Origin of the sequence: Pseudomonas sp. FG-3G (genome assembly GCF_901007645.1) — a bacterium.
Lineage (GTDB): Bacteria > Pseudomonadota > Gammaproteobacteria > Pseudomonadales > Pseudomonadaceae > Aquipseudomonas > Aquipseudomonas rhizophila.
This window is the reverse complement of sequence record NZ_CAAKGZ010000019.1, coordinates 114,728-127,903: the sequence shown is the minus strand read 5'-3', so window position 1 is coordinate 127,903 and position 13,176 is coordinate 114,728. Positions and strand designations below refer to the sequence as shown.

At 61.3% G+C, this 13,176-nt stretch carries 17 protein-coding genes; 14 read left to right on the top strand and 3 right to left on the bottom strand.

Going from position 1 to position 13,176, the window contains the following annotated elements; genetic code table 11:
- Position 1: 1 nt before the first annotated feature.
- The 12 genes from PSEUDOMOFG3G_RS09675 to PSEUDOMOFG3G_RS09620 all read left to right on the top strand — a co-directional run bounded on the left by PSEUDOMOFG3G_RS09675 (position 2) and on the right by PSEUDOMOFG3G_RS09620 (position 9,299).
- Positions 2-391 (top strand): DUF6152 family protein, encoded by a 390-nt coding sequence (locus tag PSEUDOMOFG3G_RS09675; RefSeq protein WP_139049772.1) that lies wholly within the window; start codon positions 2-4, stop codon positions 389-391.
- A 62-nt stretch (positions 392-453) separates the two neighbouring features.
- A complete protein-coding gene (locus PSEUDOMOFG3G_RS09670; RefSeq protein WP_139049771.1) occupies positions 454-1,233 on the top strand; it encodes a hypothetical protein in 780 nt (259 codons plus the stop codon).
- Between the two features lie 38 nt (positions 1,234-1,271).
- Complete coding sequence (locus tag PSEUDOMOFG3G_RS09665) at positions 1,272-2,780, top strand: alpha/beta hydrolase domain-containing protein (protein ID WP_139049770.1); 1,509 nt, start codon at positions 1,272-1,274, stop codon at positions 2,778-2,780.
- Between the two features lie 27 nt (positions 2,781-2,807).
- Positions 2,808-3,296 (top strand): DUF6644 family protein, encoded by a 489-nt coding sequence (locus tag PSEUDOMOFG3G_RS09660; protein ID WP_139049769.1) that lies wholly within the window; start codon positions 2,808-2,810, stop codon positions 3,294-3,296.
- Positions 3,297-3,327: 31 nt separating this feature from the next.
- Complete coding sequence (locus tag PSEUDOMOFG3G_RS09655; RefSeq protein WP_139049768.1) at positions 3,328-3,816, top strand: DUF6644 family protein; 489 nt, start codon at positions 3,328-3,330, stop codon at positions 3,814-3,816.
- Entirely contained in the window at positions 3,816-4,595 is a 780-nt protein-coding gene (locus PSEUDOMOFG3G_RS09650; RefSeq protein WP_139049767.1) for a DUF6162 family protein, read from the top strand. Before PSEUDOMOFG3G_RS09655 ends, PSEUDOMOFG3G_RS09650 begins: the two co-directional genes overlap by 1 nt.
- Entirely contained in the window at positions 4,592-5,524 is a 933-nt protein-coding gene (locus tag PSEUDOMOFG3G_RS09645; RefSeq protein WP_139049766.1) for a metal ABC transporter solute-binding protein, Zn/Mn family, read from the top strand. Before PSEUDOMOFG3G_RS09650 ends, PSEUDOMOFG3G_RS09645 begins: the two co-directional genes overlap by 4 nt.
- A gap of 14 nt (positions 5,525-5,538) precedes the next feature.
- Positions 5,539-6,216: a metal ABC transporter ATP-binding protein gene (locus tag PSEUDOMOFG3G_RS09640; RefSeq protein ID WP_256677107.1), complete on the top strand. Its 678-nt coding sequence runs from the start codon at positions 5,539-5,541 to the stop codon at positions 6,214-6,216.
- Positions 6,213-7,118 carry a metal ABC transporter permease gene (locus PSEUDOMOFG3G_RS09635; RefSeq protein ID WP_139049764.1) on the top strand — a complete coding sequence of 302 codons (906 nt, stop codon included), beginning with the start codon at positions 6,213-6,215 and terminating at the stop codon, positions 7,116-7,118. The genes PSEUDOMOFG3G_RS09640 and PSEUDOMOFG3G_RS09635 overlap by 4 nt, the downstream gene beginning before the upstream one ends.
- Positions 7,115-8,146, top strand: coding sequence for a metal ABC transporter solute-binding protein, Zn/Mn family (locus PSEUDOMOFG3G_RS09630; RefSeq protein WP_257220702.1), 1,032 nt, complete (start codon positions 7,115-7,117; stop codon positions 8,144-8,146). The genes PSEUDOMOFG3G_RS09635 and PSEUDOMOFG3G_RS09630 overlap by 4 nt, the downstream gene beginning before the upstream one ends.
- Before the next feature lie 29 nt (positions 8,147-8,175).
- Positions 8,176-8,466, top strand: coding sequence for a hypothetical protein (locus tag PSEUDOMOFG3G_RS09625; RefSeq protein ID WP_139049763.1), 291 nt, complete (start codon positions 8,176-8,178; stop codon positions 8,464-8,466).
- An 8-nt stretch (positions 8,467-8,474) separates the two neighbouring features.
- Complete coding sequence (locus PSEUDOMOFG3G_RS09620; protein ID WP_139049762.1) at positions 8,475-9,299, top strand: DUF4198 domain-containing protein; 825 nt, start codon at positions 8,475-8,477, stop codon at positions 9,297-9,299.
- A 217-nt stretch (positions 9,300-9,516) separates the two neighbouring features.
- Here PSEUDOMOFG3G_RS09620 and PSEUDOMOFG3G_RS09615 read toward each other — a convergent pair whose 3' ends face one another.
- The 3 genes from PSEUDOMOFG3G_RS09615 to PSEUDOMOFG3G_RS09605 all read right to left on the bottom strand — a co-directional run bounded on the left by PSEUDOMOFG3G_RS09615 (position 9,517) and on the right by PSEUDOMOFG3G_RS09605 (position 11,521).
- Complete coding sequence (locus PSEUDOMOFG3G_RS09615; protein WP_139049761.1) at positions 9,517-9,921, bottom strand: VOC family protein; 405 nt, start codon at positions 9,919-9,921, stop codon at positions 9,517-9,519.
- A 23-nt stretch (positions 9,922-9,944) separates the two neighbouring features.
- Entirely contained in the window at positions 9,945-10,370 is a 426-nt protein-coding gene (locus PSEUDOMOFG3G_RS09610; RefSeq protein ID WP_139049760.1) for a YciI family protein, read from the bottom strand.
- A 209-nt stretch (positions 10,371-10,579) separates the two neighbouring features.
- Positions 10,580-11,521 carry a helix-turn-helix domain-containing protein gene (locus PSEUDOMOFG3G_RS09605; protein ID WP_373685069.1) on the bottom strand — a complete coding sequence of 314 codons (942 nt, stop codon included), beginning with the start codon at positions 11,519-11,521 and terminating at the stop codon, positions 10,580-10,582.
- Between the two features lie 243 nt (positions 11,522-11,764).
- Here PSEUDOMOFG3G_RS09605 and PSEUDOMOFG3G_RS09600 point away from each other — a divergent pair, with 243 nt between their 5' ends.
- Positions 11,765-12,529 carry an SDR family NAD(P)-dependent oxidoreductase gene (locus tag PSEUDOMOFG3G_RS09600; protein ID WP_107322853.1) on the top strand — a complete coding sequence of 255 codons (765 nt, stop codon included), beginning with the start codon at positions 11,765-11,767 and terminating at the stop codon, positions 12,527-12,529.
- A gap of 326 nt (positions 12,530-12,855) precedes the next feature.
- On the top strand, positions 12,856-13,113 hold the full coding sequence (locus PSEUDOMOFG3G_RS09595) for an Atu4866 domain-containing protein (protein WP_139049759.1): 258 nt from the start codon (positions 12,856-12,858) through the stop codon (positions 13,111-13,113).
- Positions 13,114-13,176 lie beyond the last annotated feature (63 nt).

The window sequence follows — 13,176 nt, the reverse complement described above, 5'->3', positions numbered from 1 at the left end:
CATGACACCTTTGTCGTCCCCGCTATTACGCAAGGGGCTTGGTCTGCTGACCATTGCCGCCTGCATCGCCCTACCCTCCGTGGTCTCTGCCCACCATTCGTTCGCGATTTTCGACCAGACCAAAACGATCACGCTCAAGGGCGTGGTCGGACGCTTCGTCTGGAGCAACCCCCACGTCTCGATTTATTTCGATTCGCCAGGCCCCCCGCCTCAGCAATTCAAGATCGAGACCGGCAGTGTCAACGCCTTAAGCCGCACCGGCTGGAAGTCCGACTTGATCAAGGCCGGCGATGCCGCCGAGATCACCTTCAAGCCGCTGAAAAACGGTGATCCGGGCGGGCTGCTCGTGGAGATCAAGATCGGTGACGTGGTGCTGTCCGGTGGAGGCTGAGAAACCGCATTCCTACGCCATGAGACCTGAATGAACAGACCAACGGGATGGAGACGCTTTCAATGAAACCGACACGAACCTTGAACCTGACAAGCCTCTTCCTGGGCGTGCTACTCATGACTGTCGCCGGGGTGAGCAGCGCCGCCGCCTCTAAAACCCAGGACGCCAAACACGGCGCGGGCGCACGCCCCGACATCAGCGGCACGTGGGAGCGGACTCCGGACGACTGGTTCGGAGAGGACCCGGACAATCCGGTGCACCCCGGTGGCCCGATGGACCTGAAGGAGCCCTATGCCAGCGAATACGTCGCGTTGAAAAAGCGCCAGGCCGCCGCGAACGAGGCCGGCACGCCACTGGCCACCACCAGCTCCATGTGCCTGCCCGAAGGCATGCCGGTATTGATGGCGGCGCTCTTCCCCATCCAACTCATTCATGACGATAAGCAAGTGGTGGTGCTCGGCGAATATCTCCAGCAAGTGCGCCGCATCATCCTCAACGAAGCCATGCCTGCGCTGGATACGCTGGACCCCAGCTACCAGGGCTACTCGCGCGGCCGCTGGGAGGGCGACACGCTGGTGGTGCAAACACAAGGCGTGCGCACAGATGTGGCCTTCTACGACGTTCCGCACAGCAAGGAAATGAAAATCACCGAGCGCATCAGACTGAAGGCGCCGGATCGCCTGGAGAACCAGGTAGTGATCGAGGACCCGCAGGTACTCAACAGCCCTTACCGTTTCACGTTCGACTACAAGCGCTCCGACTACCGCATTCACGAATATGTCTGCGAGAACAACCAGATCGTGATCGACAGCGAGGGCAAGACGAGCCTCAAACGCGACTGAACCGATGCCCTCATCGATAACCACTTGGAGGTGACCTAATGGAACGACTGATCACAATCAGCATCCTGCGGCCGTCGATGCAAAGCGCCTTTCTGTCACTCGTGTTGATCTCCAGCGCGTCCGCCGAGGTGCCCCGGATGCCCACGGCCATTGCGGTGCCGCCGTCCGGCCAACTGCCTCTGTCATCGGCAGAGCGCGCGGGCACCGAACACAGCGACCTCGACCGCTACGGTTACGTCGAGGAGGAGTTCTACCTGCAAGGCATTGCCCCGGCAATCACTGCCGCGGGCAAGCCTTTGCTCGAGGCGCCTTATACCACCCGCATCCTGATTCGCAAGCCGACGGACCCGGCACGCTTCAACGGCACCGTCGTGATCGAGCCGTTCAGTTGGTTCGGCGAGCGTGCTGCCGGCTGGATCCTGACCCGCGATTACTTGCTGCGACGCGGCTACGCGTATGTCGGGTACACGCTGAATATCAACCAACCGCCAGTCGATCCCAAGTTCCTTTCAGACACCCCGGCCGCCGAGGCCGAACAGATCGCCCAGTACGGGCGGATCGTGAACTTCGAGTTCATGCGCCGCTTCGACTACGCCCGCTATGCGCCGCTGGGCGCCTACTACGATCCGCAACGTTTCATCCGCGGTGACGCGCCGGACCCGTTCGCGCCGCAATCCCAGGGCATCGGTGCGCAGCTGGCGCTATTACTCAAGAGCAATGGGCCACAAGGCCCGTTGGCAGGTCTGGACGTGCAACGCGTGTATGTCGACAGCTGGGCCGTCACCGCCCAAGTCTGGATGGACTACCTCGACCAGGGCCGGCACCAGCAATGGCGAATGCCCGACGCAAGCGCGCTGATTGATGGCTACATGACCGGTCGCATGGCCTACGGCGAAGTGGGCGGCGACGTCATTCGAGTGCCGCGCCAGATGCCCGAAGGCGTGCCGTTCGTGACCGTATACAGCCAGTCGGAACTGATGCACGACGTGATCGAAGGCATCGACCTGCCGCCGGACACCGATAGCCCGCAGTTGCGTTATTACGAAGTGACCGGCATGCCGCATTTGCGCCTGGCCGACCTCGGCACCGAGCACACCGAGCACCTCGCTGCCGACATCGGCAAAGGCGATGACCCACAGTGCCGGACGCTGTACGACGAGCCGGTGGAAATGGTGGTGTCGGCGTTACTCGATGGCATGGACAAATGGGTACGCGAGGGCAAGCCGATGCCAAAGGCACCCAGGGTCGTGCGCGACGGCAAGGTGGCAGCGCGCGACCCTGCTACCGGCAATCTGCAAGGGGGCGTACGCCCGCCGTGGGTCCAGGTGCCGAGTGCGACCTACCTCACCGATCAAGAGACCGGCTGCGGCCTGATCTACGACACGAAGGTGGCTTATTCGCAGGATACGCTGCGCCGGCGCTATGGAAGTTTCAGCCACTACCAACAGGCATTCGAAGACGCCAAGGGCGTGTCGATCAAGCAAGGGTATCTGCTGCCGGAAGATGCGGCAGGCCTGCACACGATCGCAACACCTGAAGATTTCTAACCCTCTGACCCTGCGGGAGAGCAACAAATGTCCTCCATACCTGTCATTGCCTGGCTCTATGCGACACCGGTGAGCACCGCCATCAGGGACTTGCTCTGGGTGGTGCCCACTGTGCAGAGCATTCATATCATTGCCATCGCGGTGATCTTCGGCTCCGCCGTCATTTCCGACCTGCGCCTGGCCGGCGTACTCGCCACGGACGAGCCTTTGCGCGGCGTGGTTCAACGCTACTACCCGTGGATGCGCAATGCGCTTGTCGTCCTGCTTGCCACGGGGTTGATCATGGCCATCGGCGAACCGGACCGCGTTCTCCTCAACAACACGTTCTGGCTGAAGATGGCCCTGGTCATCGGCGCGTTCACCCTGGCCTGGCGGCTGCGGCGACCCTTTCTGCGCCCTGCCGTCCCCGCACACAGTGACGACGACAAGCCGCCGGTCAAGGCGCTGGTCTGGCTGTCGATCGCCTTGTGGTGCGTCGTGATCATCTGCGGTCGCTGGATCGCCTACTCGATTTAAACGTTTTCAACCCTGTTCTCAGGTATCCGTCATGGACATTCAATCAATACTGCAAGCCATCGAGGCCAGTTCGCTCGCCACCTTTGTCCGTGAATCGGACACGGCTTTTCCGGCCCTGGAATCGGTGCATGTGATCGGCATCGCCCTGGTGTTCGGGAGTATCGCAGTGGTGGACTTGCGCCTGCTCGGCATTGCCTCCCACCGCAGCAGCGCGCGAAGGCTGATCCGGGAGCTGCTGCCGTACACCTGGGCTGCCTTCGTGGCGTGCGTGATCACCGGTTCGCTCATGTTTGCCGCCAATGCCATCACCTATGCGCAGAACTCCGTGTTCCTGTGGAAGATGGGCGTGTTGATGCTGGCGGGCCTGAACATGGTGATATTCCATCTGGGCGCCTTTCGCCGCATCGACGAATGGGACGCCGTGCTGCCACCCCCCGGCCAGGCGCGTATCGCCGGGTTCAGTTCGATGGCGTTGTGGATCGGCGTGATCTGCCTTGGCCGCTGGATTGCGTTTATCTGATGGCCCGGCTATCGCCACGCAGGCACCACCCCAACGGCACACCCGGCGATGCCGCCAGCAGTGCATTCACGCTTGTGCACCCGCGCTCCGGCCGATGGGAAACCGCGGGCATGCTGCTTGCTGCACTGATCATCATCGCCAGCGTGGCCGGTTATATGTTGTTGCGGCCACAGAAAGTCGGCCCACCCACCGCGCTGAGCTGGCAGGTGCGTTCCTTCGATGGCCTGAGTTCGGTCGATCAGGCCATCCATAGTGCGCTGTTGCCTGCCGGTGAAGAAATCATCTGGAACAACAACGACACCGGCGGCTGGATCACCCTGGATCGTGCCCAAGAGCTTGTGCTGCCGCCCTTCTATCGGGACGCATTCTGGAAGGCCAATGGTCAGGTGCACTGGCAACTGATCCTGCCCGGTACCCACCTGTCCCATAGGCAGTCTGCCGACAAACACACCGACAACGACGCCCATGCCGACGCCGCCGCGGTTCCCGCGCCTCTCCCCTCCAGCGAGGTGTCGCAAGCCACTCAGGGCCAGGGCGCCACGGTCTATTACGGCTCCGGCGGCAGTGTGCCGGGCCAGAGCGCCTACCTGCTCGTCATCGGTCATGCCCATGCCGGGGTGATGTGGGCCAACCAGGCGACGATCTGGATCCATCCCAATCCGAACGCGCCCTACCCCTCCATCGTCAAGGCCGAGTCGCTGGTCGGCGACGGCTGGCGACAAGTCATTCCTTACGACGGCACCAGTGAAATCGAACGCGTAAAAGGAACCCAGCCATGAATGCCTTTATAAAACACCGCACACTGTTGCGCCGTTGCCTGGCGTTGCTGCTGCTGATCCCCGCCATCGCCTGCGCCAGCCCGGAACACCCCGCCGGCAAGCGGCTCAAAGTCGGCGTCACATTGCATCCCTACTACAGCTTCGTGGCCAACATTGTTGGTGATCGGGCGGACGTCGTTGCGCTGATCCCGGCGCAGGCCAATCCGCATAATTACCAGCCGCAACCCGACGACATTACCCGCGCGATGAACATCGATGTGCTGGTAGTCAACGGCATTGGCCACGATGAATGGGCCTTCGAGATCATCAAGGCCGCCGGCCGTCGCGAGACGCTGCCGATCATTCAGGCCAATGCCTCGGTGGCACTCATTCCCATCGGCGGCGACCAGGGCGGCGTCAAGGTGGTGAACCCACATACCTTCGTCTCCACCACGGCGGCGATACAACAGGTGTTCGAGATCGCCCGCCGCCTGGGCGAGCGCGATCCGGACAACGCGGCGGCCTATAGGCAGAACGCCCTGGCGTATGCCGGACGGATCCGCGCCCTGCGCGCGCGCTTCATGAGTCGCTTTGCCGCGCTGGATCTTTCGCCGTTTCGTTGCGCGACGTTGCACGGCGGTTACGACTACATGATGCAAGAGTTCGGCCTGTTTGTGAGCGCCGTGATTGAGCCGCGTCACGGTGTGGCGCCGACTGCGCGCCAGTTGGCCACCACGATCGACACCATCAGGAAGGCCAATGTAAGGGTGCTTTTCGCCGAAAAGAACTTTTCCATGGATCTGGCCAAACCGATTGAAGCAGCCACCGGAGTAAAAGTCTTCACCCTGTCCCACATCACCGGCAGCACCTACAGCGCGGACGAATTCGAGGTAGCCATAGGCGAAAACCTTGAAACGTTGGCCGAAGCCGTCGAGTTCACGCAACGATGAAGAAGGATCAAGCGATGCGCGGACCTGCCGTGATGTTCGATAACGTCTCGCTGCAACTGGGCGGTACACAGGTGCTCGATGCGGTGAGCTTTCGGGTGGAAGCCGGTGCGCTGCACTGCCTGGTCGGCCCGAACGGAGGGGGCAAGACCTCACTTGTGCGCGCGCTGCTGGGCCAGATGCCGCATTCCGGGGTTATCCGCTTCGAGGGTGTCGCCAAGCCGGTGGGCTACGTGCCGCAACTGCTGGATTTCGACCGCAACGTGCCGATGACGGTCAACGATGTGATGGCACTGCTCACTCAACGCCGGCCGGCTTTCCTGGGCTCAAGTCGCTCCGCCAGGGCGGCGCAGGCCGAGGCCCTGGCGCGTACCGGTGTGGCCGGAATAGGCACAAAACCATTTGGCAGCCTGTCCGGTGGGCAGCGCCAGCGCGTGCTGCTGGCCCAGGCGATCAGCCCCGCGCCGTGGCTGCTGGTCCTCGATGAACCCACCGCCGGTATCGACGAGGCCGGTGTGCGCCTGGTGGAAGCATTGGTGGCCGAGTTGCACGACTGCGGCGTCACCGTCCTGTGGATCAACCACGATCTCGAACAGGTCAGGCGTATCGCCCAGTCCGTGACCGTTATCAATCAAAGGGTGCTGTTTCATGGCCCGGCCGATCAGATCGACTGCCGACTGGAGGATATTCGATGAGTGCCTTGTACGACTTCATCCGCGATCACCTCCAGACGCTCGCCGCGCGCCAGATGCTGCCGCAACCGTTCGAATACGAGTTCGTGATCAATGCGCTGATGTGCGCCGTTCTGATCGGACCCTTGTTGGGTGTGCTGGGCTCAATGGTGATGATCAAACGCATGGCTTTCTTCAGCCAGTCCGTTGGCAATGCTGCGATGACTGGCGTTGCCATTGGCGTGCTGATTGGCGAGTCCTATACCTCTCCTTACCTATCGATGTTCGGCTTCTGCCTGCTGTTTGCGCTGACGCTGAAATACACCCAGCACCGCACGACGCTGGCCAACGACACACTGATCGGGGTGTTCCTGTCCATTTCGCTGGCAGTCGGCGCCTCGTTGCTGCTGTTTGTGTCGGCGAAGATCAACACCCACGTGATGGAAAGCGTGCTGTTCGGCTCCATCTTGGCCGTGGACCACACCGACATGAATGTGCTGCTCGGCGTAACGGTCATTTGCGCCCTCATCGGGCTGCCCCTGTACAACGGCATGTTGCTGTCCAGCCTCAATCCGAGCCTGGCACATGCGCGCGGCGTGCCGGTGCGCAGCGTCGAGTACCTGTTTGTGGTGTTGGTCACTCTGGTGACGGTGGCCTGCCTGAAAATCATCGGTGCGGTATTGGTCGAGGCCCTTCTGCTGATACCCGCCGCGGCGGCCCGCAACGTCACCCGCTCACTTGCGGCACTGGTCACGCTGGCCATCCTGATTGCGACGTTTTCCTGCGTGGTCGGCATCCTGGCGCCTATGCAATTCCACATCCCGGTGCCGACCGGCGGTGCGATCGTGCTGGTCGCCGCTCTGGTGTTTGTCTTGACCACCATCATCCGTGCGACCTCGTCGCGATTCAGAGGGACCAGCGTATGAAATGGCTTTGCCTGTCACGTAGATCCTGGCTGGCGGTGTTGGCCCTGCTGCTGGGCACCCAGTTTCCGGTCTTTGCCGATACCGGCCGCCAGCGGGTGCTCGTTGCGCTGCCGGCGGTGTACGCACTTACGTCGGCGCTCAGCGAAGGCACGCTCATCCAGGTCATGCGGCTACCGCCGGACAGCCCCGTACCCATGGAGAGCCTGGCCAATGCGCTGTCGCGTCTCGATCCGGCCGTGTTCCAGCAAGCCGACGCCGTGGTGACCCTGAGTCATCTCTGGCGTGCGGACCCATTGTATGCAACGGCCCGGCGCCACAACCTGCGCATCATCGAGATCGATGCCTCGCGTTCATGGGACACGATCAAGCCCGGCGTGGCCGTGATGCGCGTGCCACCGAACGACGTGCCCTGGGCCGTCGCGAGCAACATCGACAGCGGCCCGTCGCCCTACGCCTGGCTCGGTCCCGTCAACGGCATGCGCATGTCGGCGCTGATCGCTGCCGACCTGACACGCCTGTCCCCCGCCGATGCGCCTCGAATCGAGAGCAACCTCGCCGCACTTGAAAGCCGCCTGCGCCGGCTCAAGGCCGACTACGGCGCGCGGATGGTAGCGCTGCCGGATGTGCGCGTGCTGTCGCTGGCGAACGAGTTCACCTACCTGTTTGGCGAGTTCGGCATCTTTGTCGACGGCTGGTTCGTGCGCCAGGACCTTGACTGGAGCGACGCCGATCGCACCGCACTGACCCGATACCTGCGCGAGCGTGACATCCGCGTAGTGGTCCACAAGTGGATACCGGATGAAAAGATCGCCAGGGCCATCCAGGACGGCGGCGCACGGTTGCTGCTACTGGACACCGGCAACCCGGGAGAACTCGCCGACGCAGCCGGCGACTACATCGCACTTCTGCGCTCGAACCTGGAGGCGTTGCTGGCGGCCTTCTCCCCGGCTGGCAACGACACTACAAGCGGCGATGATCAATCGCCATCCCATGATCAACCTCGTGCGCTGAGACCAAAGATCCTATGAGCCACATAACTTCAACCATTCGAATATCGATGGCAGGCACCCTCTTGCTCTGCCAGACAGCGTTGGCCCATGGGCCCGTGCTCGACTGCTACATCGAGCGCGATGACCAGGTGAAGTGCGAGGCCGGGTTCACCGATGGCAGCTCGGCCGCCGGCAGAAAAATCCATATCCAAAACCCAAGCGACAAGGTGTTGCTCGAAGGCGAGGTCGGCAAGGACAACACCTACACCTTCCAGCCCCCCACCGGAAACTATTCCGTGGTGTTCCTCGGTGGAGCCGGCCATGACGTAACCATTCAGTCCTCCGACATATCAAGGTGAAAATGACCATGACGTTCAAACGAAAACTGCTCCAAGCCATTGCCGCGACTACATTCAGTGGCTTGACCGGCGCTGCACAGGCGCACTTCCAGATGCTCTACCTAGAGGAAACAGCGCTGCAGCGTGCGGAAAAACTGGAGTTCGCGCTAGTGTTCACTCATCCCTTCTCCGGCGGCCCCACCATGGCCATGGATGAACCCCGGGCCTTTAACCACACCAGCGCGCACGGCGGGGAAAAAATCAATCTGCTCGAATACTTACGTCCAGTCGAGTGGCAGAGTCGCGATAACCGGTCGACGGCCTATCGAGCATCGATCCCACGTGAGCTGGTGCGCTCACTGGGTGACCATATCTTCGTACTCGAGCCCGAGCCTTATCTGGAAACCGAAGAAGGTGTCTACATCCAGCAATTCACCAAGCTGATCGTGAACGTGGGTGGAGTACCCGGTCACTGGGCAGAACCACAAGGGTTGCCGGTTGAGATCCAGCCTCTGAACAAACCTTATGCCAACTGGACCGGCGGAGTATTCCGCGCCTTGGTGCTGGCCGACGGCAAGCCCGTCCCGTTCGCCGAGATCGAAATCGAATACCTCAACCATTCCGTTGATGTCGAGAAAAACGCCTTCGGCGAGCAGGACTACATAACGGCTCCTCAGGCTTCCTTCAAAGCCCTTAGCACCTACTCGGATTCCCAAGGCATCGTGACCATTGGCCTGCCCCGCGCCGGGTGGTGGGGTATCGCAGCACTCGACATCGGGACAACGAAAACCCACAAAGGCAAAGCCCTGTCGCAAGACGCAGTGCTGTGGGTGCAGGCCAGAGACATGAAATGACACAAACCCAACCGTTGCGCGTAAAGCCTTGGAGTCGATCATCCTTGTTTCCAGGTCGAACGCGCCTTGGTTATGCCAATCCCGAAACCGTTGATCACCGTTGACGCCTCCCCGCTATTCGCAACGCTTCAAGTTCTTCGCTCCCGTAGCCGAATTCTGCGAGAATTTCGGCGCATAACGCGCTCTGCCTGTCACGGCTCACGCACGTCAATGCAGCTTATTCCCCCTCGTAGTTGACCATCCAGGCAATCCCGAAACGGTCTTCGAACATGGCAAAACGTTCCGCCCAAAAGGTCTTCGCCAAGGGCATCTGCACGGTGCCACCTGCACTCAAGCCATTGAACAGCCGTTCGGCCTCTTCCACGCTGTCGACGTTGAGGGAAACCGACACGCCTTGCGGCTGGCGATACGGCTGGCCTGGCGGGCAGTCGGAAGCCATCAGGCTGAAATTGCCCACGGTCAGGCAGGTGTGCATGATCAGGTCGGCGTCCTTGGGCATGCCGACGTCCTCCGGCGCCTCGGCAAAGGACATGGAAAACAGCTCGCCACCAAGGACGTCCTTGTACAACGCAAAGGCTTCCTTGCAGCGGCCGTTGAAGGTCAGGTAAGGAATGATTTTCATGCTCGCAACTCCTGTAGTCGGCTTCACGATTGATTGGACAACTGCGCCCGCAGACGCTCTTCCTGCTCGCGCAACTCGGGGGTAAAGCTCTCGCCAAAATCCTCGGCTTCGAAGATCTGGCGGATCTCGATTTCACTGTCACTGATCATCGGGTTCGGGCAGCGTTTGACCCAGTCGATGGCTTCCTGCAGCGACTGGACCTGGAAGATCCAGAAGCCGGCAATCAATTCCCTGGTTTGCGCAAAAGGCCCCTCGACGACGGTCCGGTTCTTGCCGGAAAACTGCACGCGCACACCCTTGGCACTGAGATGCAGCCCTTCTCCGGCGAGCATCACCCCGGCCTTGAGCAATTCTTCATTGTAGGCGCCCATGGCGGCGAGCAATTCTTCGCTGGGCATTTGTCCGGCTTCCGATTCCGGACTGGCTTTGACGATCACCATAAATCGCATGCGCTCGTCTCCTGAGAGTGGATGGATTAAGCCGCCCTTGTGGTGGCTCTACGGACTAATCGAATGGCAAGGGTCGAAATCGACAGCCTGACGCAATTATTTTTTTGGTAGGCCGTTGCGGCTTCAGCCATGGATCACTCGGACCAACGGCGCAGCCTTTCACACCATCCGAATGAACACTGCAAACCGCAGAAACGCTTAAACAGCCGTCATGCCCGACGATAGACGCTGGGCGTGACCCCCACTTCGCGGCGAAACACCTGGGAAAAATGGCTGGGGCTCGAATAGCCGACCTCCAACCCGACATCGATGATGCTTCGGTCCGTCTCCAGCAGCAGATGCCGGGCGCGGCTCATGCGCAAGCGAATGAAGTACTGCGAGGGTGAAAGCCCGGTGGCGCGCTTGAACATGCGGCTGAAGTGGTACTCGCTCAGTTGCGCAACCCGCGCAAGGTTCGCGAGGCTGAAATCGGCGGCAAGCCCCTCGGTCATTGCCTCGATAACGCGGCGCAGTTTGTAGGCCTGCAACGCGTTGTTGCGCCGGGCACTGCGGTTTGGGTCAAGGTAGCGCCGCACCAAATGCACGGCCAGCGCCTGAGCCAGGCTGTGGGCAAACAAGGGGCTGGGCTGGCGCTCGTCGATGAGTTCCTGGCGCAGTTGCTCCAACAGGAAACTGATTCGTTCATCCCGGGCACCGGAAACATCGAGGAAGCTGACCGGGTCGGCGTGTTCGCCCAGTACCTCGCGCGCGGCTTGATCAATCAATGGCAGGCCGAGATACAGGTGCATCACCTTAAAAGCGTCGCAGCCTTGGGTCTGCCAGCGCATCTCGTAGGGTTCGCCAGTGTTGGTGAGAAAGAAGTCGCCGGTCTTGACGTCGGACGCGACCCATTCCCCACCCAGAACGCGCTCCTCGACCCGAGCCGCGCCCGCCAGCACCCACACCAGCAGAGGCTCGACCACCGCGGGCACCAGGATGGGCTCGACGATGCTGTGATGGCTGAACCGCAACATCACCACGTCCTGCATCTGCGGGCGCGGCGGTAACGTCTGCGGCGTTCCCGGCAAATAGTGCAGCATCGATTCGCCCGTAATGCGTTGAGCATCGCTGGCGAGGTTTTGCGGATCGGGTTGGTGCACAGGATGCTCCATCGACAAAGCCCTCTGACGAGGACTGGTGCCAACAGGATAACGCGGCGGCGGCCATGAGCAAGGTTGCGCGACAGACCGTGTGCGCCGGAGCCTCGCATGCTGGAGCAAAACCCCAACAGTTCAGGCAAGCCTGCGAAAGCCCGAACATGCACATTGAGAGACAGTGAAGCCGTCGATAACGACAGCGCCTCACGGGCGCGGAGCCGGCGAATGTCTCCTCGGCTCGCAACGCAGGAGAGCATCATGACTGATATCACCTACAGCATCCCCCACGAAGTCGCAGGCAAAGTCGCGCTGGTCACCGGCGCGGCCAGTGGCATCGGCAAAGCCATCGCACTGTTGCTGCACGCTCGTGGCGCCAAGGTCGTTGCTGAAGACCTGAACCCCGCCGTCGAAGAGCTCGCCCGTCCCGGGCTGGTGCCGCTGGTGGCGGACATCAGCGAAGACGGAGCCGCCGAGCGCGCGGTCGGCCTGGCCGTCGAGCAGTTCGGCCGGCTGGATATCCTGGTCAACAACGCCGGGATCATCATCAACAAGCTTGTCATCGACATGACCCGTGAAGACTGGGAGCGCATTCAGGCAGTCAACGCCACCGCGGCCTTCATGCATTGCCGCGAGGCGGTGAAAGCGATGATTCCCAACAGATCCGGGGCAATCGTCAACATCGCCTCTTACGCATCCTACTTCGCCTTTGCGACGATCGCAGCCTACACCGCGTCCAAGGGCGCGCTGGCCCAGTTGACCCGCACGCTGGCGCTCGAAGTGATCGAACATGGCATCCGCGTCAATGCCATCGGCGTCGGCGATGTGGTGACCAACATCCTCAATGACGTGGTCGACGACGGCCCCGGCTTTCTGGCCAAACACGGCGAAGCGGCACCCATAGGCCGTGCCGCGCAGCCGGAGGAAATTGCCGAAATCGTCGCCTTCCTCGCCTCGGACCGCGCGAGTTTCATGGTCGGCTCGGTGGTTATGGCCGATGGCGGCATGACCGTCACCGCGGGCTAATGCGGCGTTGTCGCTGCACACCCCGGGCAAGGATGCCCTCGGCTGGCGTCTGTTGACTTTGGTCTGGATCGATAAGCCGGTTCGGTGTCGGTTACGCCATACAGGATCAGGCAAACCCGCGACATTTTTGACATAACGGCCAAGCGGATCCACTCCCTAATCTGGACTCACGAAACGGATGACACCGGACGGCCCGGACAGGGCCATCCGAACTCGCTGTTCAAATGTGAGGGCAGAACATGAAAGGCATCAGCCAATTGTTGATCGGTACCGCTTTGAGCGCCGTTGTCGTCTCGGCTGATCTAACCGCAGAAGGAGAATGGAACATGCAACGTATTCAACCTACTACCGCCAGTCACCCCTACACCGGCATGTGGATCACCGCTGATGGGAAAATTCGCCATGAGCTGTTGCCAAATGGGCGCTACGACGAGGCTCGCGGAAATCGCGAAAGCGCTTATCAGGGGCGTTACGAGGTGGAAGGCGATTACATCCGCTACTGGGACGACACGGGCTTCACTGCCGATGGAACGTTTCGGGACGGCGTCCTCTACCACGCCGGGATGGTGCTCTATCGCAAGTGACAGAGACGCCCGGCTCCTTTTGACCGGGCGTTTCTCGTCTCGCCAGTATAAGGATGCATAGAA